The following is a 25,212-nucleotide window of genomic DNA, read 5'->3' on the forward strand; positions in this document are numbered from 1 at the left end:
TGAGAAGGATAGGCTAGTCTTTTGGCACGGAAAGAGCGGATCGGCTTTATTCTGGAACCTGTGACTGGCTATGGCGCGCCCGTTCGATATGCGCGGCAAAACTGACCGGATCGGTATTGGTGCCGCACAACAGCACGCCGACGCGTTTGCCTTGCAGCGTTTCGCGCAGTGGTCCAAGCAGCGCCGCCGTCGCTGCGGCGCAGGCCGGTTCGACAGCTAGCTTAAGTTGTCCGAACAAGGTCAGCATGGCCGCGCGCAACTGGTCGTCGGATACGGTGACGAGCTGGTCGATATGACGGCGGCACAACTCGTAACTGTATTCCTCGGTATGCGGCGACGCCAGCGAATCGGCAATGGTGTGCATATGGCCCATCTTGATCGTGTGATTGGCGGCAAAGCTTTTGCCCATCGCATCCGATCCTTCCGGTTCGACGCCGTACACGTGCACCCGCGGATTCGCGAGCCGCATGGCGGTGGCCACACCGGCAGCAAGACCGCCGCCGCCGATCGGCACGATCACCGCTTCGAGGTCGGGCGTTTGCGTCGCCCATTCGTAGCCGAGCGTGGCCGAGCCCAGCACGGTGCGATAGCCGTTGAACGGGTGCACGAAGTACCGGCCTTCCTCTGCCTCGATACGGCGCACCAGTTCAAATGCCTCGGCAATGTTCTCCGCGAACACGATGTCGGCGCGATATTGCCGGCACAAGGCGACGCGTGCCGGATTGGCCGCGCGAAACAGCACAACCTTCGCGCTGATGCCAAGGCGCATTGCGGCGTACGCGACCGCCACAGCGTGATTGCCGCCCGAAACACAGGTGACACCCGCGCTGCGTTGCGCCTCGTCGAGCGCGAGCAGGTTGGTAAACGCGCCGCGCGCCTTGAAGCTGCCGCCCGCTTGCAGCAATTCGAACTTGAAGTTCACGACCGTGCCTTCCAGCGACGGAAAGTCGAGCCGGTCGAATACCGGCGTTCGCGTCACCCACGGTGTCAACGCAAAATGCTGTGTGGCGATGTCGTCGAGTGTGGGGATCGGCTCGCCGTTGATCGTATGGTCGGTGTGTTGCGGCGTGGCGGTTGACATGGCGTGGGTGTGTTTTTCCTCGATATACCTAAGACTTTTTTTCGCTCGTCGGTTTCAGTACGCGTGCGCCCCAAGGGGACGCCCTACCGGGCGTCGACCGACATGCTGTGGATGAATTTTTGCAGGAAGCGTTCGCACGCCACGAGCTGGTCCAGCGCGACAAATTCATTGGCTTTGTGCGCCTGCTGGATGTCGCCCGGGCCACACACAATGCTCGGAATGCCCGCCAGCGAAAACAGCCCCGCTTCGGTGCCGTAGGCGACCTTGCGCTTATCCTGGTCTGCGGTCAGCGCGCGCACGAGTTGGGTGATCGCAGCTTGTTCAGACGAATCGAGGCCGGGCGCTGCGGCGATCTTCGTGATTTCGATGGCGGCGGATGGGTGCTCGCGCAACATTTTCGGCAGCAGCGTTTCGCGTGCGTATTGATCGATGCGCGCGAAGATCGGTTCGGGGTCGAGCGTGGGCAGATTGCGGAATTCGAACTGGAACTTGCATTCGGCCGGCACGGTATTGATCGCGTTGCCGCCGATAATCGTGCTGGTTTGCGAGGTGGTGAAGGGGACGTCATACAGTTCGTCGAACGGACCTTGCTCGCGGAATTGATCGGCCATGTCGCGGATGTAGCAGATCAGGCGCGCGGCGTATTCGATGGCGTTCAAGCCCTTCGGCGTGAGCGACGAATGCGCGGCCTGCCCGCGTACGCAGCACTCATACGCGTTGATGCCTTTGTGTGCCACGATCGGGCGCATGCTGGTCGGCTCGCCGACGATGCAGCCGTCCGGCTTCACGCCACGCTTCATCAGATCGGCAATCATGAGCGGCGCACCGGCACAACCCACTTCCTCGTCGAATGACAAGGCGAAGTGAATCGGCTTGGCGAGCCTGGTGCGCTGCATATCGGGCACGAGCGAAAGCGCCGCGCCGATGAAGCCTTTCATGTCGCAGGTGCCGCGGCCGTACAGCTTATCGCCGCGAATTTCCGGCTTGAACGGATCGCTGTCCCATTGCTGACCGTCTACGGGCACGACGTCCGTATGGCCCGACAGCACCACGCCACCGTTGGTCTCACCGTCGTGGGCGGGAATCGTTGCGAACAGATTTGCCCATTTGCCGCTTTCGTCGTGGGTGAGCGTGGCTTCGATGCCGACCGCGCGCAATTCGTCGCGCACGGTTTCGATCAGACCGAGGTTGGGATTGCGGCTCACCGTGTCCATCGACACGAGACGGGTCACCCAGGGAAGCGAGGCGGGAAGCGTTGCAGGCGAGGAAGAATCCGATTCAGAGGCGGGCGTTTGCGAGGGCTGCGCTGTTTCAGCGACGTGAGACATGACAAGACTCCAGCATTTGAGTCTTTCGATCATACCCAAAAAAACCTCACGCGTATGCTGCGGCGCGCGTTTGCGCACCGCAGCATGAACGGGAAACGGCTAGACGTACCCCGGCTTTTTACTCGTGCCGGCGCCGGTGCTGGCACGATACCGGCCCGTCAGGACGCAACGGCACGACACCTTAGCGCGCAGCAGCCGTGGTCGCCGTGCCGCGGCTAGGCGTTCCGAGTGCGCGCAAAGTTTCCTTCACCGTCGCCACACGCACCGCCAGATCCGGACTGCGCGTTTCAATACGCAACTTGTCCTGTCCCGCGAGCTTGATGTGCTTGTGCTTCTGCACCATCTCGATGATCCGCATCGCGTCGATCGGCGGATTGGGGATGAACTGCAAGCCGATTACGCTTTCGCCCGCGTCGATTTTCGAAATACCCAAGGGCTTGGCGGCCAACCGCAGACGATGTGTCTCGACGAGCGCATGCGCTTGCGGCGGTAACTTGCCGAAGCGGTCGATCAACTCTTCCTGAATGCCGTCGATCGAATCGTTGTGTTCGCAATTGGCGAGGCGCTTGTAGAGAGACAGACGTTCCTGCACGTCGCCGCAATAGTCCGCAGGCAGAATCGCGGGCGCGTGCAGATTGATCTCGGTGGTCGCGGCGAGCGGTGCGGTGAGGTCCGGCTCCCTGCCTTCCTTGAGCGCCTTCACGGCGTCGTTCAGCATGTCGGTATAGAGCTGGAAACCGATCTCCTGAATCTCGCCCGATTGCTTGTCGCCGAGCACTTCGCCCGTGCCGCGAATCTCGAGATCATGCATCGCGAGATAGAAGCCCGAACCGAGTTCCTCCATCTGCTGGATCGCTTCCAGACGGCGTTGCGCCTGCTTGGTCAGTCCTTGCGGGTCATGCACCAGCAGATACGAGTACGCCTGGTGATGCGAGCGGCCTACGCGGCCACGCAACTGGTGCAATTGCGCGAGGCCGAACTTATCGGAGCGGTGAATCAGGATCGTATTGGCGCTCGGCACGTCGATGCCGGTTTCGATAATCGTCGTACACAGCAGCACGTTCGCGCGTTGCGCAACGAAGTCGCGCATCACGCGTTCGAGTTCGCGCTCATGCATTTGTCCATGCGCGACGGCGATACGTGCTTCAGGCACGAGCGCTTCGAGCATCTGCCGGCGGTTTTCGATCGTCTCGACTTCGTTATGCAGGAAGTACACCTGGCCGCCACGTTTCAACTCGCGCAGCATCGCTTCGCGAATCACGCTGTCTTCTTCGCGACGCACGAAGGTTTTGATCGCGAGGCGCTTTTGCGGCGCGGTGGCGATCACCGAGAAATCGCGCAGGCCTTCGAGCGCCATGCCGAGCGTACGCGGGATCGGCGTCGCAGTGAGCGTGAGCACATCGACTTCGGCGCGCAGCGCTTTCAACGCCTCTTTCTGACGCACGCCGAAACGATGTTCCTCGTCGATGATCACGAGCCCCAGCCGCTTGAACTGCACATCCGACGACAGCAGCTTGTGCGTGCCGATCACGATATCGACCGTGCCTTCGTTGATCTGCTGGATCGCCGCGTTGACTTCCTTGGTCGATTTGAAACGCGACAATTCGGCGATTCGCACCGGCCAATCGGAGAATCGGTCGGTAAAGGTTTGCGTGTGCTGTTCGGCGAGCAGCGTGGTGGGCGAGAGCAGCGCAACCTGTTTGCCGCCCATCACCGCTATGAACGCCGCACGCAATGCCACTTCGGTTTTGCCGAAGCCGACGTCGCCGCACACGAGACGGTCCATCGGTTTGCCGCTCGTCATGTCGCCGATCACCGCTGCGATGGCCGCGGCCTGGTCCGGCGTCTCCTCGAAGCCGAAACTCTCGGCGAACTTCACATAGTCTTTCGGTTCGAGCGCGAATGCATGGCCTTCGCGCAGGGCGCGGCGGGCGTACAGGTTCAGCAGCTCAGCCGCGGTGTCGCGGATCTGCTGCGCGGCTTTGCGCTTGGCCTTTTCCCACTGACCTGATCCGAGCGAATGCAGCGGCGCACTTTCCGGATCGGCGCCGCTGTAGCGCGAGATCACGTGCAACTGCGCGACTGGCACGTAGAGCTTGCTGTCGCTCGCGTATTCGAGGTGCAGGAACTCGGTCTCGCCTTCGCCGAGGTCCATTGTGACGAGGCCCATATAGCGGCCGATGCCGTGCTGCGAATGCACGACCGGATCGCCGATCTTCAGTTCGGACAGATCGCGCACCATCGAATCGACGTTGCTCGCCTGTTCCTGGCGGCGCCGTCCTGCGCGGCGCGCGAGCGGGCCGTAAAGCTCCGTCTCGGTGATGATCGCGATGCCGTCGACGGGCACTGCAAAACCGTTGGCTAAAGGCGCGACGCCAAGCGAAAAACGTTCGTTGCTCGTGAGCCAGTCCTGGAAGCTGTCGCTCGATACCGGCTTCAGGTGATTGTCGGCGAGCAGTTGCAACAGCGTTTCGCGCCGGCCTGCCGATTCCGTGGCGAACAGCACACGGTTCGGCGTGGTGTCGAGATAGGTGCGCAACGCCGCCACCGGATCTTCCGCGTGACGGTCGATCGCAAGATTGGGCAGCGGGGTTGACCAGCCACCCCCCGCGTTGGCGGGCAGCACGAGCCGCGCGAACGGCTTGGCGAACGTGAAGAAATCCTCGTCCGAGAGGAACAGGCGCTGCGGCTCCAGAATCGGCCGGTCGCGATCATGCGACAGGAAGTTGTAGCGCTGCCTGGTGTCGTTGGTGAAGCGTTTGATCGCCGCGTCCAGATCGCCGACGAACGCCAGTTGCGCACCTTCGGGCAGGTAGTGGAACAGCGTCGCCGTCTCGTCGAAGAAGAGCGGCAGATAGTATTCGATGCCCGCCGACGGCACGCCGTTGCCGATGTCCTTATAAATCGACGCGCGGCTCGGATCGCCTTCGAAGGTCTCGCGCCAGCGGCTGCGGAAGGCCGTGCGCGCGGCTTCGTCGAAGGGGAATTCGCGGCCGGGCAAGAGGCGCACGTCCTTCACCGGATAGAGGCTGCGCTGGGTGTCCGGATCGAATGCGCGGATCGAGTCGACCTGATCGTCGAACAGATCGATCCGGTACGGCAGGGGCGAGCCCATCGGATACAGGTCGAGCAGCGAGCCACGCACACAGTATTCGCCAGGCCGCACCACCTGGCTCACGTGTTCGTAGCCGGCGAGCGTCAATTGCGCTTTGAGTCTGGCTTCGTCCAGGCGCTCGCCTTGCGAGAAGGCGAACGTGTAGCCCGCCATGAACGAGGCAGGCGGCATCCGGTACAGGGCGGTGGTGGCGGGCACCAGCAGGATGTCGCAGCGGCCTTCGCCGAGATCGTGCAGCGTGGCGAGGCGCTCGGAGACCAGATCCTGGTGCGGCGAAAAAGTATCGTAAGGCAGCGTTTCCCAGTCGGGCAGCAAACGCACGCGTGCCTCGGGCGCGAAAAAGCCGATTTCCTGCGATAGCCGCTGCGCGTCGACGGCGCTTTCGCAGACAACCGCCAAAAGCGGCACCTTCTCACGATACGCGAGATGGTAGCGGGCGATCAGCAGCGCGTCGGACGAGCCGTGCGTGCCGTCGAAGGCAAAACGCTGGCCGGCCTTGACGAGCGCGACGGGCGGGGAGTACTGCGATGTTGCGGCGATGTCTGGCATAGAAGAGAAAAGGCGGCCTCAGGCTCACACGTGATCGGCAAGTTTACGCGTGTCAGGGCGTAGATGCGAAGGACCTATTATAAAATCCGTCCTTTACTTTGACCTCGCGGCATCCGCACTCGTGACTTCCCGCCTATTTGCCCTGATTCCGTGCGCTGGTACCGGCAGCCGTTCCGGCGCCGCGATGCCCAAACAATATCGCACTGTCGCCGGCCGCGACATGTTGCATTACTCGCTGGCAGCTTTCGACGCCTGCAGCGAATTTGCGCAAACCCTTGTGGTGATTGCCCCGGACGACCAGCACTTCGACGCGCGCCGCTTCAGCGGCTTGCGTTTCGCCGTGCGCCGCTCGGGCGGGGCCTCGCGCCAGGCGTCGGTGCTGAACGGGTTGCACGCGCTGGCCGAGTTCGGCGCGCATGACGACGACTGGGTGCTGGTGCACGACGCGGCTCGGCCTGGCATTACACCTGGCTTGATCCGCACGCTGATCGGCGCGCTGAAGGACGACGCCGTGGGCGGCATCATGGCGTTGCCGGTGGCAGATACCTTGAAGCGGATCGATTCAGGTTCGTCCGACGGCCGGATCGCCCGTACCGAGGCGCGCGACGGCTTATGGCAAGCGCAGACGCCGCAGATGTTCCGCATTGGTATGTTGCGCGAGGCGATTCTGCGCGCGCAGGCGGACGGTCACGATCTGACCGACGAAGCGAGCGCGATCGAGTGGCTGGGGCACGCGCCCAGGTTAGTGCAGGGGAGTTTGCGTAACTTCAAGGTCACTTATCCGGAAGACTTTGATCTGGCCGAGGCGATTTTGTGCCGGCCGTCTTCGGCTTCCTGACTGGATAATCAAATTTTAATGAATGGGCTTGAGGACTTGACGCATATGAATTTCAGAATTGGGCAGGGTTATGACGTGCATGCGCTGGTGCCGGGACGTCCGTTGATTATTGGTGGCGTGACGATTCCGTATGAGCGCGGGCTGCTCGGGCATTCCGATGCGGATGTGCTGCTGCATGCGATTACTGATGCTATTTTTGGCGCGGCCGCGATGGGGGATATTGGGCGGCATTTCTCCGATACGGATGCTAAATTCGCTGGCGCGGATAGTCGGGTTTTATTGCGTGAGTGTTTTGCTCGCGTTAAAGCTGCCGGATTTTCTATTGCTAATGTGGATAGCAGTGTGGTTGCGCAGGCTCCCAAGCTGGCAACGCATATCGAAGGGATGCGGGTGAATATCGCTGCGGATCTTGACCTGCCGGTTGAGCGGGTTAATGTTAAGGCTAAGACTAATGAGAAGTTGGGTTATCTCGGGCGTGGGGAGGGGATTGAGGCGCAGGCTGTGGTTTTGTTGATCAAGAATTGAGGGTGGGTTTTTTGCCGTTGTGGCGCTTTTGTCTGTTTGCCTACGGCGTTGGCCTTTCCTTGAATTGTTAGTGGTCTATTAGCGTTGCCCCTATGCGGGGAGCACTTACTTTCTTTGCCGCCGCAAAGAAAGATAAGCAAAGAAAGCGGCTCAACCCGCTAATTCTTAAGCGGGTCCCTCGCGCAGTTGCGGTAGTGGTGCATCTGGAATCTGTGTTCTCGCACATTTTGCGTGAATGACAAGGCAGTCATTCTTCCGGCGGCGCTCCGCGCGCCGACGCGGTACTTCATGAAATTCGCCACTGCGTTTTGCGATCCTGTCGTACTTGATTCAGTCGAATATACTTCGCGTAGTCAGGCAGCTTGACCTTAATTAAAGACCGAATTTTTTGGCATCTTCCATCGGGTTGTCGATAAAAAAACCCGCTGCCTTTTTCAGGCGCAGCGGGTTTTTGACGGCACGGCTCACAGGGTTGCGCCGCCGACCTCGCGGTTGCAAGGACACTCTTCGCCCGTTTGCAGAGCGTCGAGAAGACGCAGCACTTCCTCCGGGTTACGACCAACATTCAGGTTGTTTACAGAAACGTGTTGAATCGTGTTGTCCGGATCGACGATGAACGTTGCGCGTAGCGCCACGCCAGCTTCCTTGTCGCGTACGCCGAGCTGGTCGATCAACTCGCCCTTCACGTCGCCGAACGAATAGTGGTTCAGCTTGTTCAGATCCTTGTGCTCCCGGCGCCATGCCAGTTTGACGAACTCGTTGTCCACGCTGCCGCCAAGCAGCACCGCGTCGCGCTCTTCGAAATCCTTGGCCAGCCTGCCAAATTCGATGATTTCCGTCGGGCACACAAACGTGAAATCCTTCGGGTAGAAATAGATAACCTTCCACTTGCCGGGAAACGACTGTTCGGTGATCTCTTCGAACGCCGACACGCCGTTTTCTTCATGATGGTTGAAACCGGGCTTGGCTGCAGTAACGGTGAACGCTTCGAGTTTATCGCCGACGGTTTTCATGCGAATGCTCCTTCGTGTGATCGAAAAACAGCCTGTTGAAGCCCGACGCTATCAGCCCGTCGCAATGAGTACCTTACACTTTTCCTTTGATGCTATAGGGTCATCGGTTCGATAGTTTTTATAGTGTTATGAGTGGCCGCGATTTAATAACGCGGTCGACATTCGCAGGGGCGGCGCAATGCTCGTCCGGTCAGGCGCCTTTTGCCAGCGGAAACTCGATCGTCACCTCGAGACCCGGGCCTGGCGTGCGATTGCGCAGGCGCAGCGCGCCACGATAACGGCCTACCAGCCGCTGCACAATGGCCATGCCAAGGCCCGTGCCGTTTGCCTGGGTGCGCGCTGAATTCACACGATAAAACGGCCGTGTGACAAGTGCCAGTTGGTCTTCAGGAATGCCGGGCCCTTCATCGACAACCGATAACTCGACCCGCGAGTGGGATACCCGCGTTTCCAGAATCACATGCGGTATGCCGTCGCCGTCGCTCAAGCCGTACTTGCGCGCGTTTTCCAGCAGATTGCCGACCACGCGCCGCATATCGGTTTCATCCGCTTCAATCACCGCTGAGGGCGCGAGGCGCGTGATCAGGCGCATGCTGTCTTCGCTCTGCATCCGCGCGGCAAGCTCGCCTGCGATCACCGAGAGGTCGACAGGCTCCGGCACGCGCTGTACCGGACGAGCGTAATCGAGGAACCGGCCGATGATCATGTCCATCTGCTCGATGTCGTCGACCATCGCATCTTTGGTCGCCTGGTCGGACGGGCTCATTTCGGTTTCGAGCCGCAGGCGCGCGAGCGGCGTGCGCAGATCGTGCGAAATACCGGCGAGCATCAGCGCGCGGTCGGCCTCGAGTTGTTCGAGGTCCTGCACCATCTGGTTGAAGCTGCGATTGGTTTCGGCGGCCACGCCCATGCCGCGCTCAGGCAGCGGCTCCGGTGACTGGCCGGAGCCGACCTTGCGCGCGGCCATGGCGAGCCGGGCGAACGGACGGTTCACGAGACTTGTGATGAACGCCGCGCCGAACAGCGATAGCGCCAGCGCGAACACGCCCCAGCCGGCCCATTGCAAGCCCGTCGCGTTGTCCAGTTGATCGCGGTCGAGCGCCACCCAGTAATCGTCGTCGTCGATCTTGAAGCTGATCCAGACGCCGGGGATGTCGTTGACACTCTGTGCAATGACCGTGTCGTCGCCGAGGCGGCCGCGAATGTCGTGTTCGATCAGCCGGTTCAGTGACTCGTCGGGCTGTAGTTTGTACTTGTCGGTGGTTTCGCGCGGGTACACGCGCACCCCTTCATTGCTCTCCAGATCCTGCAGCAGTGCGCGCCGCAGGTCGGGATCGGAATAGAGGAGCGCGGTGCGCGTGAGCTTGACGATGGCGACCAGCTGCAAAGCCACGCGCTGTGCGCGCGGCTCGCGTTCGATCACCCGAAAGCTCTGGAACCACGCGGCGAGACTGACTGCGATCAACAGCGCGATCAACAGAAAGGTCCGCCAGAAAAGGCCACCGAACGCGAGCGTCAGGAGGCGCCGGTCGATCCGCATGGGCCCTTCTTATCTGAAATCAAAAGCGGGAGATGAGAACAAACTCAGGCTGCACCGTCAGGAATGAACACGTAGCCGAGACCCCAGACGGTTTGAATGAAGCGCGGGCTGCCCGGATCAGGTTCGATCAGCTTACGCAGACGCGAAATCTGCACGTCGAGGCTGCGATCGAAGACTTCGTATTCACGGCCGCGGGCAAGCTCCATCAGCTTTTCACGCGATAGCGGCTGACGCGGGTGACGCGCAAACACCTTGAGCACCGAGAACTCACCCGTGGTCAGCGGAATTTCCTGGCCGGCCTTGGTGAGCGTGCGGGTGGCAAGATTCAGCGCGAACTCACCGAACTCGAACACTTCGGTAGTTTCGGACGGCGCGCCCGGCAACTCCGACGGCGACTGGCGGCGCAGTACCGCATGAATTCGCGCGACCAGCTCGCGCGGGTTGAACGGCTTGGGCAGATAGTCGTCGGCGCCCATTTCGAGGCCAACGATACGATCGACGTCTTCACCCTTGGCCGTCAGCATGATGATCGGCGTGCGGTCGTTGCTGCCGCGCAAGCGGCGGCAGATCGACAGGCCGTCCTCGCCGGGTAGCATCAGATCCAGCACCAGCAAGTCGAAGCGCTCACGCACCCAGAGCTTGTTCATGGACGGCGCGTTCTCGGCAACGTAGACATTGAAGCCCTGTTCACCGAGGTAGCGGCGCAGCAGATCGCGCAGGCGCGGATCGTCGTCGACGACGAGGATTTTCGAAGGGTTTTTAGTTTCCATGGTCGGCATCTTAGCGCGATTAGAAAGTAGCGCGCGGTTGCATCATTTGTCGGGTTACAGTCAGTTACAAAATTTACCCGCACTGTGGCACGACGTAAAGCACGGGCAGGTAGACTCCTTTACTGAATGCGGCTGTTCGGTGGATACTTCACTCGACTAAAACTCTCGCACCCGGCTCGCTACCGGGGTTTGTATACGCATTTGAGGTAGCCGGTTGCCGCGCCACGAAGGGAACAACATGAAGGGAGGGGTTTGGCCGAATGTGCGCCTAAGCGTAATTGCACTGGCGATAGCCGGGACGCTTGCAGGCACACTTGGACCAACGCTCGCCCACGCCCAGCCTTCGGTCGACAGAGCTGCGAGCGAACGCGCGCCCAAGCTGCCTAATTCCAAGGCGAATCGCCGCAACCCCAACGTCAACAACGACCGCCCTGCGTCAGACGTCATGTTGCGCACTGCAGTTCCCCCCGATCTTGATCAACGCCGCCGCGACGGCCATATGACACCCGACGAACGGCGTCTGTTACGGCAGCACATCGAAGACGCTGTCCGCGAGCTCTACAAACGCTAGCTATTTCCGTGCCCGCTCTGGGCACGCCGCTCGCGCCTTCTCTGCGCGTGAAAGATTTCGTTGCACTTCCCCCGTCAACTTTGCCGCTCCGTCTGCCGTTGAGTCGCCAGAGCACAGCGCGTTTTGCATGCGCGAACGCCTTTTCGTGACGCCCCGCAACCGGATGATCGATGATGAAATTGCTGACAGGCGGTAATCCTGGGCGATGGCTAGCCGTCACGGCCACTGCGCTCGCGGCAGCGACGTGGTGTGCGCCGGCACCGGCCGAGCAGCAAGGTGTCTCTCATGCTTCTCCGCACAACAGGCATCGGGCGCCGTCTGCCGCGTCTGCCGCTTCCCCGGCCGAGCAGGACATCCTCGACGCCGATGACGCGCGCTTCTTCCTGACGCGCGTCGGCTTTGCACCGGATAGCGGCGAGGTCGCGCAATACGTTGGACTCACGCGCGAGCAGGCGGTCGACAAGGTGCTGGCGACAGCCCGAACCGAATCGGTCACGCCGCTGCCGGAGTGGGTGCTCGAACCGATCCCGACACGCGAAATCCGCAAGACGTGGACGGACGATCAGCGCCGCGATGAGCAGCGACTGCGCGGCCAGCGTTACGAATTATTACGTGCGTGGTGGGTGCGCGAGATGTTGAGCACGCCGTCGCCGCTGACGGAGCGTATGACGCTCTTCTGGCACAACCACTTCACGTCAGGCCAGGACAAGGTCCAGTATCCGCAGCAGATGGCGCAGCAAAACATGCTGTTGCGCCGGGACGCGCTCGGCAACTTCGGCGAGCTGTTGCACGACGTCGCGAAAGATCCGGCGATGCTGCAATACCTCGATGGCGCGAGCAATCGCAAGGGCAAGCCCAATGAAAACTTCGCCCGTGAAGTGATGGAGCTGTTCACGCTCGGCGAAGGGCACTACACGCAGCGCGACGTATCGGAAGCGGCACGTGCCTACACGGGATGGAGCCTCGATCCCGACACTCAGGCGTACGTATGGCGTGCCAATCAGCACGACGACGGCGACAAGACCGTGCTCGGTCAAACCGGTCCGTTCGACGGCGATCAGGTGCTCGACATCCTGCTTGCGCGACCGGAAACCGCGACCTTCGTCACGACGAAGCTATGGCGCGAGTTCGTCTCCGACACCCCGGACCCGGCCCGCATCGCTCCGATCGCCGCGCAGTTCCGCGCGAGTCACTACGACATCAAGGTCGCGCTGCGCGGTCTCCTCATGAGCGACGCGTTCTGGAATGACGACGATCGCGGCGTCCTCGTGAAATCACCGGCTGAATTCGTGGTCGGGACGCTGCGTGCGTTCGACATCGGCTATGACAACACTGGGCCGTTCGCCGCGCAGATCCGCACGCTCGGCGAGAACCTGTTCTATCCGCCGAACGTCAAAGGATGGCCGGGCGGTACGATATGGATCAATAGTTCGACACTGCTTGCGCGTAAGCAATTCGTCGAGCAACTGTTTCGCGCGACGGAAACCGCCGGTCCGCGGCGCATGAACAATCCGATGAGTGCGAAGACCGCTGCGAGCGGCGCGCCGGGCAATATGCAGGCTATCGCGCCGTTGCAGCGGACGGCGGCGCGTGTCGGCCAGGGCGGCGTACGCTTTGACATCGACACGTGGCTTGCGCATTACAACACCGCGCCGACGGCGAAGCCGGGGCTGTCGGCGGAGCTTCAATTGCAGCACGCGGTCTTGCCGCTTACGCCAGTCGACGCGATCGAAACCGATTCGACCGCCAGCGCTTATCTGGAGGCCTTGCTGATGGACCCGGCTTATCAGTTGAAGTGACCAACAGAAGCAGGCAACGGCATTGCGCAACTCAACCGTTTAACCCGGATCAGCCGCGCAAATGAGTGGTCCGTCGACGGCGGCAAGTCGCGCGCCATGACAATCGAACGAGGTGCAGGATGAAACGACGCAGCTTTCTCTCGATCGGCGCAGCCGCCGGCGCGACGCTCTGGTTGCCCCGGGCTTTCGGCGCGCAAGCGGCAGCCCCGGGCGCCCCAATGAGTCGCGGCTACGGCAACCTGCTGATTCTCGTCGAACTGAAGGGCGGTAACGACGGATTGAATACCGTGATTCCGTTTGCCGATCCCACTTACTATCAGCTGCGCAAAAACATCGGCATCAAACGCGAGCAGGCGATTCAGCTCGACGAGCGCACCGCGCTGCATCCGTCGTTGCAGCCGCTGATGCCGCTTTGGCAAAGCCAGCAGTTGGCGATCGTGCAGGGCGTCAGCTACGCGCAGCCGAACCTGTCCCATTTCCGCTCGATCGAGATCTGGGACACCGCGTCGCGTTCGGATCAATATTTGCGCGAGGGCTGGCTTACGCGTGCATTCGCGCAGGTGCCGGTGCCCGCTGGTTTTGCCGCTGACGGGGTGGTGATCGGCAGCGCCGAAATGGGACCGCTCGCCAACGGCGCACGCGCGATTGCGCTGGTCAACCCGGCGCAGTTCGTCAAGGCTTCGCGCCTTGCCACGCCGGTCTCGCTGCACGAGCGTAATCCGGAATTGGCGCACATTCTCGACGTCGAGAACGACATCGTGAAAGCCGCCGACCGCCTGCGTCCCACACAAGGTCAGGCGCAATTGAAGACCGTGTTCCCCGGCGGCGCATTCGGTAGTTCGATCAAGACGGCGATGCAGGTGCTTGCCGCGGGTGATACGCCACAAGGGCAGCCGAAGAGCGGGCAGGGCGTCGCGGTGATCCGTTTGACGCTGAACGGTTTCGATACGCATCAGAACCAGCCTGGTCAGCAGGCGGCGCTGCTCAAGCAACTGGCCGAAGGGTTTGCGTCGATGAAGTCGGCGCTGGTGGAGCTCGGCCGCTGGGACGAGACACTGGTGATGACCTATGCCGAATTCGGCCGGCGTCCGCGTGAGAATCAGAGCAACGGCACTGACCACGGCACCGTGGCGCCGCATTTCGTGATGGGCGGGCGAGTGCGGGGCGGTTTGTATGGCGTGCCGCCGGTGCTCGCGCGGCTCGACGGCAATGGCAACTTGCCGGTCGGCGTCGATTTCCAGCAGCTCTACGCGACGGTGCTCGGGCCCTGGTGGGGGCTCGACGCGTCCGCGATCCTGCAGCAGCGGTTCGAGCCGCTGCCGTTACTACGCGTCTGATAGTGAGCGGAGCGTGCTCATCAGCATGAGGTGGCGGCCGTTGCGTTGCTGGCTTACCGGGCGCGCCATGCGATCCAGAGTTTGCGGATCGGCGTCAACGCGATGCGCTGATGCAGCACGTGATAGCCATCACGCTCGATTTCGTCCAGTAGCGCTAATGCCAGTGCTGCCTGCGCGACCAGCGTGCGCTGCGAGCGGCGCTCATTCTCCGGTATGGCGACAAGCGCCGCACGCAAAGCATCGCGGGCCCGCTTGGTCTCGAAGCGCATCAGCTCGGTAAATGCGTCGGAATATTTCCGATTGATCAGATCCGCGGCGGTGACGTTAAAGCGCTGCATTTCGTCGATCGGAATATAGATGCGGCCGTGACGCGCATCATTACCGGTATCGACGACGAATTGCGCAAGCTGCAGCGCCTCACCGAGCGGCGCCGACCAGCTTGACGCCTGAGCGCTGTCTTTCGCCGTAGCACGCGCTGTTAGCGACGCGAAAGTGCCGCCGACGCCTTGCACATAGCGCCGCAGATTCGGGTAGTCGAGGTAGCGTGCCTGGTCGAGGTCCATTTCGAAGCCGGTCAGCAACGCCTGCAGCTGTGGGTACTCGGCCTGCACGTCGGGCAGATAGGCCGCCAGCGCCTTTGACACCGGATGCGACGGCGAGCCCGAGGCCAGCGCTGCGAGCTCGTTTTGCCACCACGCGAGTTTGGTGCGGCCGATGGCCGGATCGCTGGTTTCTTTAACGGTTTCCTCGAACTCGCGGCGCAGTGCGAACAGCGCGGTCAGGAGCGGTTGGCTTGCCGCGGGCGCTTGCCGAAGCGCATAGTAAGTGCTCGATCCGGGCGGCGCCGCTTTCTGCTGGCAGTATTCGTCGAAATTCACGGGATTGGAATGTGGGGAAGGGCAGGCGAAGAGGGCACGGTGTGCGTGCGTTTAGCCAAAAATTGTAGCATCGACGCCCCTTGGGCCGATGCATGAGCAAATGCAGACAAGCGCGAATCAATCGGTTAGAATCTCGCGCTTACGCTTTCGGGCACGGGTTTTTAACGCGGCCGCAAGCATGCAGGACATCGGGCAGAACGCACGGCGCTTTGTCCGGCTGCGAGGGTGGCGAAATTGGTAGACGCACCAGGTTTAGGTCCTGACGCCCGCAAGGGTGTAGGGGTTCGAGTCCCCTCCCTCGCACCATCTATATGTAGCAGAGAACCCCGTTAAGTCTTTGGACTGACGGGGTTTTTTGTTTTTCGTGTGATTTGCGTCGGGCCTTGCGTGCCCCGCAGCGCTCAGGCGTCCGGCGCTGGCGATTGCTGTTCGGCTTGTGTGCCTGGCAACTCGGCAAGTACCGCGCCTTCGAGAAAGCGGCGGGTCGATTCGAACGCCTGCAGCATCGGATCGGGCCACGGCGTTTGCAGCATGACTGCCTGGTGGTTTTCGAACGCCGACGACAACAGTTTTGCCAGCTCAGGCGAGCGCAAATGACGCAGCAGCACACTGACGGCGATCGCCGTCGCCTGGCTCGCACCGGCGGTTTGAAGTTCCGAGGCGGTGAGGGCCGCTACCTGTTTGTTGATGTCCACTGAAACTTCCCTGGATGAAATGTGGGTGATTGAAGACCTGATGGCCGATCCCGAATTTTGACACGGTTGGCGGGTTGCAGCGAACGCGGCCGCCTGGCCGGGCGCCGATTTACGCCTTATTGCTAACCTCGTGGAATAATCGGAGCGACAAACGGATCTCGCAACAGAAGACAATAAAAGAGGGATGCGATGAGCGTGATATTTGCCGTGCTCGGCGCGGTGGTCGGGATGTTGATCGCCTTGTCGAACGATTTCTCGATCGGCTACGGCGCACTGATGGGCGGGGTGGCCGGCTTTGCGCTCGCACGTCTGCTGCAAAAGAAGTCCCCGGACGCCGCGAGCGAACCCGCGTCAAAACCGGTTGCGACCGATGGCTGGAACCCGTCCGGCAGCCCATCCGGCGAACTCGCCGCGCGCGTCGAGCGACTCGAGCATGAGATCGTCGTTTTGCGCAGTGAGATCCGCGAGTTGCGGGCCAACGTCACCGGCGTATCGGCGACCGGGAGCGCGGATGGCAAGCCTGCAACGTTCGAACCACGACCGGCCGATTTTGTGCCGCATCCATACGCGATCCCGCCTGCGCCACCGTCTCCGCCCGCACCGCCCGCACCGCCTGCACGACCTGCACCGCCGCGCGGTCCCGGTTTCGCGGAACGCCTCTTCAAAAGCGCCCGCGACTGGCTAGTGGGCGGCAACACGGTCGTGCGGGTCGGCATCATCGTGCTGTTCTTCGGCATTGCGTTCCTGCTCAAATACGCGGCCGACAACAGTCTGCTACCGATCGAATTCCGCCTCGCCGGCGTTGCGTTCGCCGCGACCGCCTTGATCGGGCTCGGCTGGCAAATCGGCGAGCGCCGCGGCGCGTATGGACTGATCTTGCAGGGCGGCGGCGTCGGCGCACTCTATCTGACCGTGTTCGCCGCAACGAAGCTTTACCCTCTGCTGCCGGCGGGCGCGGCCTTGCCGCTGATGATTGCGATCTGCGGCCTGAGCGCGTTTCTGGCGGTGCGTCAGAATGCGTCGTCGCTGGCCTTCATGGGGAGTGCGGGTGGCTTCCTCGCGCCGGTGCTTCTGTCGACCGGCGCCGGCAATCACGTCATGCTGTTCAGCTACTACGCGCTGCTCAACGCGGGCATTTTCGCAATTGCATGGTTCAAGGCGTGGCGGCCTCTGAATCTGCTTGGCTTCGTGTTCACGTTTTCGATCGGCGCCGTGTGGGGCGTGACGGCGTACCGGCCTGAGTTGCTTGCCAGCACCGAGCCGTTTCTTATCCTGTTCTTCCTGATGTATGTCGGCATCGCGTTGCTCTACGCGGTGCGCCGCGAGGTCGCGCTCAAGCATTACGTCGACGGCACGCTGGTGTTCGGCACGCCGCTCGTCGCGATGGGTCTGCAAGCGGCGCTGATGAAGGGCACCGAATTCGGTCTGGCGTGGAGCGCGGTGGCGCTGGCTGCGTTCTATCTCGCGATCGCGGGCTGGCTGGCGCGTCGGCGCGCGAGTCTCGGCATGATGTTCGAGGCCATGCTCGCGCTGGCCGTGATCTTCGCGACGCTTGCTGTGCCGCTCGCTTTCACCGGGCCGACCACGAGCGCGACCTGGGCAATCGAAGGCGCCGCCATCACGTGGCTCGCTGTGCGTCAGCGGCGCCTTGTGGTATTTGGCTTCGGCTTGCTGATGCAAGTGGCCGCAGCGGGTGCGTACGTTGTCGGCATGCTTGCGCAGATCGACCACGCGCATGCATGGCCGGTGCTGAACGGCGCGTACATTGCGACCGTGCTGATCGCGGCCGCGGGCATGTTCACGGGATGGCGGCTGCATGGACGCAGCGAAGCGGGCGCGTGGCACGCGTGGATGCCGCAGATCGGGCTCGTTGCCGGCGTGTGGGGGCTGTCGTGGTGGATCTCTGGCGGCCTTCACGAAATTGACGCGTACGCGCAGGCGCATCTTGCGTATGACCACGACCGTTTCGAAATTGCCGCCATCGCACTGTTCGCCGTTCTAACGGCGTGGCTCGCGCACGGCGCGCAGCGCAAGCTGCGATGGCAGCTCGCCGGACTGCCGGCGCTGGCGCTCGTGCCGGTCCTCGCATTACTTACGTTGAGTCTGTTCATGTTGAGCGTCGCGCCGGTCAGCGGTTACGGTTGGCTGGTTTGCGCGGTCGTCGCGGCGTCTACCTATGTGTTGCTGTGGCGTCAGCAGCGCGACGTCGGCGATCGGGTGCTCGCGCCGCTGCATACGCTGATGTTCTGGACAGCTGGCGCGCTCGTCGCGCTCGAGGGCTATTGGGGCTTGCGCGCATACGTGCCGGAAGGCGCATGGAGCTGGAGCGCATGGGCTTATGGCTTCGGCATTCTGCTGCTGTTGGTAGCGGGCGTCGGCCACCGCTTGCGCTGGCCGGTCGCGCGCTTTGTGCAGGCCTATCAGGTGTGGGCCGCGGCGCCGCTCGCCGCCTTGCTATGGGTGTGGAGTATCGCGAGTGTGACGAGCGACGGCAGCGCCGCGCCGCTCTTCTGGCTGCCGATCGCGAATCCGCTGGATGTGGCGCAGATCCTCGGGTTCATCGCCTGCGCCGTGTGGTTGCGGCGCCTTCGCGCACTGGGCGTGCACTGGCATCCGCGGGCTTTCGACTATGCGGTGCTCGCTACGCTGTTCCTGTGGTTCAACGCGTTGCTGCTGCATACACTGCATCATTGGATCGGCGTGCCATATCAGCTCGACGAAATGTCGCACTCGATGCTCGTGCAGGCTTCGCTGTCGGTATTCTGGACGGTCTGCGCGTTGGCTATGATGATCTGGGCGACCCGCCGGTCCAGCCGGATATTCTGGTTCGTCGGCGGCGGACTGCTGGCCGCGACCGTCGTCAAGTTGTTCCTGTTCGATCTGTCGCACGTGACGGGTGTCGAACGGATCGTTTCGTTCATCGGTATCGGCCTGATGCTGCTGCTGATCGGTTACTTCTCGCCGTTGCCGCCCAAGGCGGCAGTTCTGGAAACTGAGCAATGAAGCGTGTCTTGATAGTGACGGGGTGGTGTCTTGCGATCGCGTCCGTGTGGGTGTCGACGGCGGCCGTAGCGGCCGATCGTTTTGCGCAGCGCTTTGCGCTCGAACTCGATAGCGGCGCCGCTTACTACAGCGTGACACTTCCGGCGGCCGTCTACGCCGCCAGCCAATGCAGCGATCTCGGCGATGTGCGCGTGTTCAATGGCGCCGGCGAACCCGTGCCGTATTCGCTCGACACACCGCGTGAGCCTTCCCGCACGCCGGCGACGTTGCGTCCGGTGCGCTGGTTTCCCATGCCGCCTGCCGCGCCAGGCGGCACCGGTGCGCCACTTGGCGTAACGATCGCCGCCGACGGGTCGCTGCGTGCAACCTCGGCCCCGCCGTCCCGCGCGCAAGATGACGCTGACCTGATCGATATCGCGCGCGAGGCGCGTGCAGGATCTCGGGTAGAGGCATTGGTCGTCCATGTGCGTGACGACAATTACCAGGGGCGTGTCAACGTCGAATCGAGTGACGATTTGCGCAACTGGCAACCCGCGGGCGAGGCACAACTGCTCAAGGTCAGCTACAACGGCAGCACGCTAAGCCAGGACCGCATCGAGCTCAATGGCATGCGCGCGCGTTACCTACGTTTGCGCTGGCTTGACGGCGCGCCGTACATCGAGTCGATCGAGGCGCAGGTGCAGGCGGCCAGCGCCGATCACGCGCAGCGCGCGGGTACGCAACAGGAATGGCGCGTAGGTATCGTTGCCCGCACGGGGCCGAAAACTGGCGAGTATTTCTTCGAGACCGGCGGGCCTTATCCGATCGATCGTTTGCGCCTGAATCTGCCACAGCCCAATACCGTGGCGCCTGCTGTCGTCTATTCGCGCGCGGGTCTGGAGACGGCGTGGCGAGAAGTATCGAGCGCGACGTTGTTCCGGTTGCACAACGGCACGGTGGAACAAAGCAATCCATCGCTCGAAATGGCGCCCGACACGGACCGTCAGTGGCGCGTGGTGGTCGATACGCGCAATGGCGGATTGGGAAGCGGTGCATTGACCGTCGCCGCGGGCTGGCGTCCGGCGACACTCACTTTCGTCGCGCGTGGGGCTGCGCCTTTCACGCTGGCAGTGGGGAGTGCGGCTGCGGTGTCGTCGGCGGTGAGTCGGGCGGATCTGCTGATGGGTGCGTCATCGGTCGTCGTGGCAGCACGGCTGGGCGAGGTGCTGCCCGATGAGCAAGACGCCGACGCGCAGTCGCCGGGCAAAGACCCCGATGCGATGCGGCGCTATATGTTGTGGGCAGCCTTGTTGCTGGCCGTTGGCTCGCTCGGTGCGATCGCCTGGCGGCTTGTGCGCCGCGCCCAGTTCCAGGCTCAGGCCCCGAGTGGCAGTGCGCCTGTGGAAGTCCCCGATGGGGGCGGTGGAACTGGCGGAGTGGGCGGTACTGATGGATTGGCCGGCGATGTACCCAGTGGGTCAGGCGCGGCGAACGTTACGGTGAAAGATACAGGTGCTGCCGACGCCGACGGTCAAAGCACTGGAAAGAACTAACTTCGGCCCGGGAGTACGTCTGCGCAAAAGAATGCGCAGTATGGAGAGTTGCGTCGCGCCATGAAATCGCCAAGCGCGGGCGACCCGCGCTGACACGCCGTTGCTTACTCCTCGCGCGCCGTCATCGTGTTGATGATCTTATCGAGCGCCTGGCCGAACGCGAGCTTTTCCTGTTCGTCGAGGCAGTCGAACATATCCCCGTTCCACTTACGCGCGATCGGCATCACCTTGCGATAGAGTGCGCGGCCCTCCGGGGTCAGCGACACCAGCACGACGCGGCCGTCTTCGGCGCTCGGATCTCGCTTCACGAGTCCTTGCTTGATCAACGCCTCGGCCGCACGGCTCGCCTGGCTCTTGTCGAGGTTGGCGTGCCGCGCCAGTTCCATGATTGAAAACGGTCCGAACGAGCCCACCGACGCAACCACCCGCGCTTCAGGCAACGTCACGCCCAGCTTGTCCTGATAGCGCTCGCTGATGCCACGCTCGGCGAGTTTGTTCAGCACGTGCAGACGGTATGTGAGGAACTGTTCGAGTCCGGCTTTGGCGGAATCCTTCATGGTCTTCCCGTGATGAGTAGCGCGGTCGCGGCGCTGTGATTGTTGCCGCAACCGTCCCGCCGGTCAACGCGTGCCGTATTTCAGGCGCGTCAACTGTTCGGCCTCGTCGGCCAGCAAGCGCGCCGCGTCGCGAATCGCAACCTCGAGCGTGATCGGCCCGGGGGCCGGCGAGAAGCAGCCACTGAAGTGTTCGGCGAGGCGCGGTAGCGCCGCGGAGTCGACTCCGCCGGAGAGCAGCGTGGCCGGCACGCCCGCTGCCTGCGCGTGACGGCAAGCGATGAACGGCGCCTTGCCGTGCAGTGTTTGCACGTCCGAGCGGCCTTCGCCAGTGATCAGCCAGTTCGCGCCTTTAAGCGCCGCATCCAGCCCGATCTGCCGCGCGACGGTTTCCGCGCCCGGCTCAAACTGCGCGCCCAGCATGTGCAGCGCAAAGCCGAGACCGCCAGCCGCGCCTGCGCCGGGTTGGTCGCGTGCTGTGCGCCCCAGTGCCGCCTCGAGCAGATCGGCGAAACGGGCGAGGGCGGCGTCGATCGGCGCAATCTGTTCCGTCTTCACGCCCTTTTGCGGACCGAACACCGCGGTCGCGCCGTGATCGCCGGTCAGCGGGTTGTCCACGTCCGACATGCCGACGAACTGCGTGTCCGCGAGGCGGGCATCAAGCTGCGACACGTCGAGGCGGGCCACGCGAGCGAGTTGTTCGGGCGTGGCGTCGAGTTCTTTGTCTTGCGCGTCGAAAAGTTTTAGGCCGAGGCCGGCCAGCAAGCCGGCGCCGCCGTCGTTCGTGCTGCTGCCGCCGAGCGCGACAAAAAAGCGCCGCACGCCCGCGTCGAGCAATGCGCGAATCGCTTCACCCATGCCGCGCGTGCTGCGCGCTTCGACCGGCACGCCCATGCCGACCGGATCGGTAATACCGACGATTTCCGCCGTTTCGATGATCGCACTGCCATCCGCAAGCAGGCCGGTGATTGCTTCGCGCACCGGACCGGCCGCGCCGCGCACGCTCAGCGTGCGGCGCTCGCCGCCGCTCGTGAGCATGGCGTCTAGCGTGCCTTCGCCGCCATCGGCCATCGGACAGATGCGCACAGTGGCGTCGGGCCGGGCACGCTGGATGCCGGACGCAATCGCCTGCGCGACCTGTTCCGCGCTGAGCGAACCTTTGAAGGAATCGGGAGCAATGACGACGACAGGCGAGGACGGCGAATTCGGCATGGTGTCTCTGAATGGTTGGGATCGTTGCGAGGGCGGACGATATGAAAAAATGCAGGCGCAGCCCCGAGCGCGTCCGTTAGCTTATCAGCATGGGCGCGCCGACTGAATATGTCGAACGGCATAGCCGGGATCGTCCGTGGCAGGGCGTGCGTGAATCACGAGCTGGAACGCGCGCGGCAAGCGGGGCGCTGTCGGTCATGCGGATCCCTCTGACGGTAGCGGCGCCGATGAAAGGAATTGTTGAACTGCCGCAAGCCGTATGGAAACTGGCGGGGGCCGAGCGCAAAGCAGGCACCAAATAGCCACCAGGCAAGCTGCAAACAGGTAAAAAACAGCGCGGAAATCGGCCCGAACACCGATAAAAACGCACGCAATCGTCGAATCCCGGCTAAGCGCGCAAATAGTTTGCTAAAATATTCGGCTCTTTGGACCCAACCGTGCTGCCGGCGGCCTGCAAGCCCGCGGCGCAGGCGCCGAATTGATGTAACGCGCGATGCGAAGCGACATCGAAAAGCGGCACGCAGAAGATAACTGATTCGCTCGAATAATTTTAGGACGATTGAAGCCATGGCTAACGTTGTTGAAAACCTCGGCAAGCTCGAACGCCGCGTAACGATTTCCCTGCCGAAGGACGCCGTGCAGAAGGAAGTGGACTCGCGTATCCGTCAACTCGCGAAGAATGTGCGCATGCCGGGTTTCCGCCCGGGCAAGGTGCCGCTCAAGATGGTGACGCAACAGTATTCGGGCCAGGTGGAAGCCGAAGTGCTGAGCGACAAGGTCGGCAAGGAGTTTTTCGACATCAGCCGCGCCGAAAACCTGCGCGTTGCCGGCCAGCCGAGCTTCGCGCCGAAGGTCGAAGCTGCTGAAGGCGATTACGCGTTCGACGCGACGTTCGAGGTGTATCCGGAAGTGAAGCTGGGCGACGTCGCCACGGCAGAAATCGAACGCACCACGACCACCATCAGCGAAGCGGAAATCGACCGCACGCTGGACATCCTGCGCAAGCAGCGCGTGCATTTCCACGCTCGCGGCGAAGCGGGCGAGCATGGCGATGGCGGCGCAGACACGGCCGCTAAAGACGGCGACCGCGTGACGGTCGACTTCGTCGGCAAAATCGACGGTGAAGTGTTCCAGGGCGGCAGCGCTGAAGACTTCGCATTCGTGCTGGGCGAAGGCCGCATGCTGCCGGAATTCGAAAAGGCAGCGTTGGGCCTCGCGGTCGGCGCATCAAAGGAATTCGATCTGGCTTTCCCGGCTGACTATCACGGCAAGGATGTCGCTGGTAAGACCGCGCAATTCACGATCACGATGAAGAAGATCGAATGGCCGCACCTGCCGGAAATCGACGCTGAATTCGCGAAGTCGCTCGGTATCGAAGACGGCGATCTGGTCAAGATGCGCGCTGAGATCAAAGACAATCTCGAACGCGAAGCGAAGCGCCGCACGCAAGCTATCGTCAAGAACCAGGTCATGGACGCGCTCCTGAAGATTTCGGAACTCGACGTGCCGACCGCATTGATCGCACAAGATCAGGAACGCCTGGTCGGCATGGCTCGTCAAGACCTCGAGCAACGCGGCGTGCCGAACGCCGCTGACGCGCCGATCCCGGCTGAAATGTTCAAGGAACAGGCTGAGCGTCGGGTGAAGCTGGGCCTCGTGCTGGCCGAGCTGGTCAAGGCGAACGAGCTGCAAGCCAAGCCGGAGCAAATTCGTGCCGAAGTCGACGAATTCGCGAAAAGCTACGAAGACCCGAAGGAAGTCGTCCGCTGGTATTATTCCAATCAGCAACGGCTTGCCGAAATGGAAGCGTACGTCGTTGAAGCCAACGTCGTCGATTTCGTCCTCAGCAAGGCCAAGGTGACGGACAAGGAAGTAAGCTTCGAAGAACTGGCAAGCGCAACGGCGCAAGCGTAAGCGTCGCTGCAACGGCGTGCCGGCTGTCGGAGCGACGGCCCGCACGCCGTTTTTTTGTGCTGTGAAAATGCGTTGCGTTTTGCATGGTGTTGCACACCGCGTCCGCACTGATCGCGCACTTGAATACGGGCTCGTCGACCACACCTGTCTAGCATCTAATATTTAGAATATTTCCAGACAAGGATCCATTGCATGACCTTTCGCGCCCAAATGCTGGACACGTTGACCTCCCAGTCGTCCCGGGATCTCGAAGCGCAGGCGCTCGGACTGGTGCCGATCGTTGTGGAAACGAGCGGCCGGGGCGAGCGCTCGTATGACATCTATTCGCGTCTGCTGAAGGAACGTATCGTGTTCCTGGTCGGCGAAGTAAACGACCAGACGGCCAACCTCGTTGTCGCGCAGATGTTGTTCCTTGAAAGCGAGAATCCGGACAAGGACATCAGCTTCTACATCAACAGCCCGGGCGGTTCGGTTTCGGCCGGGATGGCGATCTATGACACGATGCAGTTCATCAAGCCGGACGTGTCGACGTTATGCATGGGCCTCGCGGCCAGCATGGGCGCGTTCCTGCTGGCAGCGGGCGCAAAGGGCAAACGCTTTGCCTTGCCGAATTCGCGTGTGATGATTCACCAGCCGCTGGGCGGCGCGCGTGGCCAGGCGTCGGACATCGAAATCCAGGCACGTGAAATTTTGTACCTGAAGGAACGGCTGAATCATCTGCTCGCGCACCACACCGGCCAGCCGGTCGAGCGTATCGCGCGCGACACCGACCGCGACAATTTCATGTCGGGCGATGACGCGCAGGCTTACGGTCTGGTTGACCAGGTGGCGCACAAGCGTCCGTGAATCGGTGCGGTTTTGCCCCAATATGGGGCAAAACCGTCATCGGATCGGTTGTGAAATAATCAAGACTCGTCCGAGCGCCTGCGGCAAACGCCGTTATTTTGGCTCAAGCCCT

At 62.2% G+C, this 25,212-nt stretch carries 19 protein-coding genes and 1 tRNA gene; 10 read left to right on the plus strand and 10 right to left on the minus strand.

Annotated elements, in window-relative coordinates:
• Positions 1–46: 46 nt before the first annotated feature.
• From KHO31_RS06345 to mfd, 3 genes are all read right to left on the minus strand, one after another.
• Positions 47–1,081 carry a threonine/serine dehydratase gene (locus tag KHO31_RS06345; protein ID WP_201082635.1) on the minus strand — a complete coding sequence of 345 codons (1,035 nt, stop codon included), beginning with the start codon at positions 1,079–1,081 and terminating at the stop codon, positions 47–49.
• Between the two features lie 83 nt (positions 1,082–1,164).
• Positions 1,165–2,409 (minus strand): acetylornithine deacetylase, encoded by a 1,245-nt coding sequence (gene argE, locus KHO31_RS06350; protein ID WP_201082637.1) that lies wholly within the window; start codon positions 2,407–2,409, stop codon positions 1,165–1,167.
• Between the two features lie 181 nt (positions 2,410–2,590).
• Positions 2,591–6,073, minus strand: coding sequence for a transcription-repair coupling factor (gene mfd, locus KHO31_RS06355; RefSeq protein ID WP_201082639.1), 3,483 nt, complete (start codon positions 6,071–6,073; stop codon positions 2,591–2,593).
• A 121-nt stretch (positions 6,074–6,194) separates the two neighbouring features.
• On the opposite strand from mfd, the gene ispD reads away from it, so the two are divergent.
• Both ispD and ispF read left to right on the plus strand, forming a co-directional pair.
• Positions 6,195–6,911: a 2-C-methyl-D-erythritol 4-phosphate cytidylyltransferase gene (gene ispD / locus KHO31_RS06360; RefSeq protein WP_201082641.1), complete on the plus strand. Its 717-nt coding sequence runs from the start codon at positions 6,195–6,197 to the stop codon at positions 6,909–6,911.
• Between the two features lie 45 nt (positions 6,912–6,956).
• Positions 6,957–7,436 carry a 2-C-methyl-D-erythritol 2,4-cyclodiphosphate synthase gene (ispF, locus tag KHO31_RS06365; protein WP_211622908.1) on the plus strand — a complete coding sequence of 160 codons (480 nt, stop codon included), beginning with the start codon at positions 6,957–6,959 and terminating at the stop codon, positions 7,434–7,436.
• A gap of 464 nt (positions 7,437–7,900) precedes the next feature.
• Here the strand turns inward: ispF and KHO31_RS06370 are convergent, their stop codons facing one another.
• From KHO31_RS06370 to ompR, 3 genes are all read right to left on the minus strand, one after another.
• Positions 7,901–8,449, minus strand: a complete 549-nt coding sequence (locus tag KHO31_RS06370) for a peroxiredoxin (protein WP_201082645.1) — start codon at positions 8,447–8,449, stop codon at positions 7,901–7,903.
• 190 nt (positions 8,450–8,639) lie between these two features.
• A complete protein-coding gene (locus KHO31_RS06375) occupies positions 8,640–9,989 on the minus strand; it encodes an ATP-binding protein (RefSeq protein ID WP_054039512.1) in 1,350 nt (449 codons plus the stop codon).
• 44 nt (positions 9,990–10,033) lie between these two features.
• Positions 10,034–10,768: an osmolarity response regulator transcription factor OmpR gene (gene ompR, locus KHO31_RS06380; protein WP_006048917.1), complete on the minus strand. Its 735-nt coding sequence runs from the start codon at positions 10,766–10,768 to the stop codon at positions 10,034–10,036.
• 229 nt (positions 10,769–10,997) lie between these two features.
• Between ompR and KHO31_RS39160 the strand changes: the two genes are divergently transcribed.
• From KHO31_RS39160 to KHO31_RS06390, 3 genes are all read left to right on the plus strand, one after another.
• Entirely contained in the window at positions 10,998–11,330 is a 333-nt protein-coding gene (locus tag KHO31_RS39160) for a hypothetical protein (protein WP_236061321.1), read from the plus strand.
• A gap of 170 nt (positions 11,331–11,500) precedes the next feature.
• On the plus strand, positions 11,501–13,129 hold the full coding sequence (locus KHO31_RS06385; RefSeq protein ID WP_201082647.1) for a DUF1800 domain-containing protein: 1,629 nt from the start codon (positions 11,501–11,503) through the stop codon (positions 13,127–13,129).
• A gap of 119 nt (positions 13,130–13,248) precedes the next feature.
• Positions 13,249–14,466: a DUF1501 domain-containing protein gene (locus tag KHO31_RS06390; RefSeq protein ID WP_201082649.1), complete on the plus strand. Its 1,218-nt coding sequence runs from the start codon at positions 13,249–13,251 to the stop codon at positions 14,464–14,466.
• 53 nt (positions 14,467–14,519) lie between these two features.
• Here the strand turns inward: KHO31_RS06390 and KHO31_RS06395 are convergent, their stop codons facing one another.
• The gene (locus KHO31_RS06395; protein WP_201082651.1) at positions 14,520–15,344 is read right to left on the minus strand and encodes a squalene/phytoene synthase family protein; all 825 of its coding nucleotides are present in this window, start codon (positions 15,342–15,344) and stop codon (positions 14,520–14,522) included.
• 219 nt (positions 15,345–15,563) lie between these two features.
• Here KHO31_RS06395 and KHO31_RS06400 point away from each other — a divergent pair.
• A tRNA-Leu gene (locus KHO31_RS06400) sits at positions 15,564–15,650 on the plus strand.
• A 95-nt stretch (positions 15,651–15,745) separates the two neighbouring features.
• Here the strand turns inward: KHO31_RS06400 and KHO31_RS06405 are convergent.
• Positions 15,746–16,039, minus strand: coding sequence for a hypothetical protein (locus KHO31_RS06405; RefSeq protein ID WP_201082653.1), 294 nt, complete (start codon positions 16,037–16,039; stop codon positions 15,746–15,748).
• Between the two features lie 189 nt (positions 16,040–16,228).
• Here KHO31_RS06405 and KHO31_RS06410 point away from each other — a divergent pair, with 189 nt between their 5' ends.
• Together KHO31_RS06410 and KHO31_RS06415 are read left to right on the plus strand one after the other, a co-directional pair.
• On the plus strand, positions 16,229–19,042 hold the full coding sequence (locus KHO31_RS06410; protein WP_211622910.1) for a DUF2339 domain-containing protein: 2,814 nt from the start codon (positions 16,229–16,231) through the stop codon (positions 19,040–19,042).
• On the plus strand, positions 19,039–20,574 hold the full coding sequence (locus tag KHO31_RS06415; protein WP_201082657.1) for a DUF3999 domain-containing protein: 1,536 nt from the start codon (positions 19,039–19,041) through the stop codon (positions 20,572–20,574). The genes KHO31_RS06410 and KHO31_RS06415 overlap by 4 nt, the downstream gene beginning before the upstream one ends.
• A gap of 104 nt (positions 20,575–20,678) precedes the next feature.
• Here KHO31_RS06415 and KHO31_RS06420 read toward each other — a convergent pair whose 3' ends face one another.
• Positions 20,679–21,131 carry a MarR family winged helix-turn-helix transcriptional regulator gene (locus KHO31_RS06420; protein ID WP_201082659.1) on the minus strand — a complete coding sequence of 151 codons (453 nt, stop codon included), beginning with the start codon at positions 21,129–21,131 and terminating at the stop codon, positions 20,679–20,681.
• A 63-nt stretch (positions 21,132–21,194) separates the two neighbouring features.
• Complete coding sequence (locus tag KHO31_RS06425; RefSeq protein WP_201082660.1) at positions 21,195–22,340, minus strand: glycerate kinase; 1,146 nt, start codon at positions 22,338–22,340, stop codon at positions 21,195–21,197.
• A gap of 567 nt (positions 22,341–22,907) precedes the next feature.
• Here KHO31_RS06425 and tig point away from each other — a divergent pair.
• Complete coding sequence (gene tig / locus KHO31_RS06430) at positions 22,908–24,254, plus strand: trigger factor (protein ID WP_201082661.1); 1,347 nt, start codon at positions 22,908–22,910, stop codon at positions 24,252–24,254.
• A gap of 192 nt (positions 24,255–24,446) precedes the next feature.
• The gene (gene clpP / locus KHO31_RS06435) at positions 24,447–25,100 is read left to right on the plus strand and encodes an ATP-dependent Clp endopeptidase proteolytic subunit ClpP (RefSeq protein ID WP_007182010.1); all 654 of its coding nucleotides are present in this window, start codon (positions 24,447–24,449) and stop codon (positions 25,098–25,100) included.
• Positions 25,101–25,212: the final 112 nt, after the last annotated feature.

It is taken from the genome of Paraburkholderia domus, from assembly GCF_905220705.1.
GTDB lineage: Bacteria > Pseudomonadota > Gammaproteobacteria > Burkholderiales > Burkholderiaceae > Paraburkholderia > Paraburkholderia domus.

Excerpts from the sequence above, each read along its gene's own strand:
- KHO31_RS06345 (WP_201082635.1), bottom strand. The coding sequence starts at position 1,081 with ATGTCAACCGCCACGCCGCAACACACCGACCATACGATCAACGGCGAG.
- argE (WP_201082637.1), bottom strand. The coding sequence starts at position 2,409 with ATGTCTCACGTCGCTGAAACAGCGCAGCCCTCGCAAACGCCCGCCTCT.
- mfd (WP_201082639.1), bottom strand. The coding sequence starts at position 6,073 with ATGCCAGACATCGCCGCAACATCGCAGTACTCCCCGCCCGTCGCGCTC.
- ispF (WP_211622908.1), top strand. The coding sequence starts at position 6,957 with ATGAATTTCAGAATTGGGCAGGGTTATGACGTGCATGCGCTGGTGCCG.
- KHO31_RS06370 (WP_201082645.1), bottom strand. The coding sequence starts at position 8,449 with ATGAAAACCGTCGGCGATAAACTCGAAGCGTTCACCGTTACTGCAGCC.
- KHO31_RS06375 (WP_054039512.1), bottom strand. The coding sequence starts at position 9,989 with ATGCGGATCGACCGGCGCCTCCTGACGCTCGCGTTCGGTGGCCTTTTC.
- ompR (WP_006048917.1), bottom strand. The coding sequence starts at position 10,768 with ATGCCGACCATGGAAACTAAAAACCCTTCGAAAATCCTCGTCGTCGAC.
- KHO31_RS39160 (WP_236061321.1), top strand. The coding sequence starts at position 10,998 with ATGAAGGGAGGGGTTTGGCCGAATGTGCGCCTAAGCGTAATTGCACTG.
- KHO31_RS06385 (WP_201082647.1), top strand. The coding sequence starts at position 11,501 with ATGATGAAATTGCTGACAGGCGGTAATCCTGGGCGATGGCTAGCCGTC.
- KHO31_RS06390 (WP_201082649.1), top strand. The coding sequence starts at position 13,249 with ATGAAACGACGCAGCTTTCTCTCGATCGGCGCAGCCGCCGGCGCGACG.
- KHO31_RS06410 (WP_211622910.1), top strand. The coding sequence starts at position 16,229 with ATGAGCGTGATATTTGCCGTGCTCGGCGCGGTGGTCGGGATGTTGATC.
- KHO31_RS06415 (WP_201082657.1), top strand. The coding sequence starts at position 19,039 with ATGAAGCGTGTCTTGATAGTGACGGGGTGGTGTCTTGCGATCGCGTCC.
- KHO31_RS06420 (WP_201082659.1), bottom strand. The coding sequence starts at position 21,131 with ATGAAGGATTCCGCCAAAGCCGGACTCGAACAGTTCCTCACATACCGT.
- KHO31_RS06425 (WP_201082660.1), bottom strand. The coding sequence starts at position 22,340 with ATGCCGAATTCGCCGTCCTCGCCTGTCGTCGTCATTGCTCCCGATTCC.
- tig (WP_201082661.1), top strand. The coding sequence starts at position 22,908 with ATGGCTAACGTTGTTGAAAACCTCGGCAAGCTCGAACGCCGCGTAACG.
- clpP (WP_007182010.1), top strand. The coding sequence starts at position 24,447 with ATGACCTTTCGCGCCCAAATGCTGGACACGTTGACCTCCCAGTCGTCC.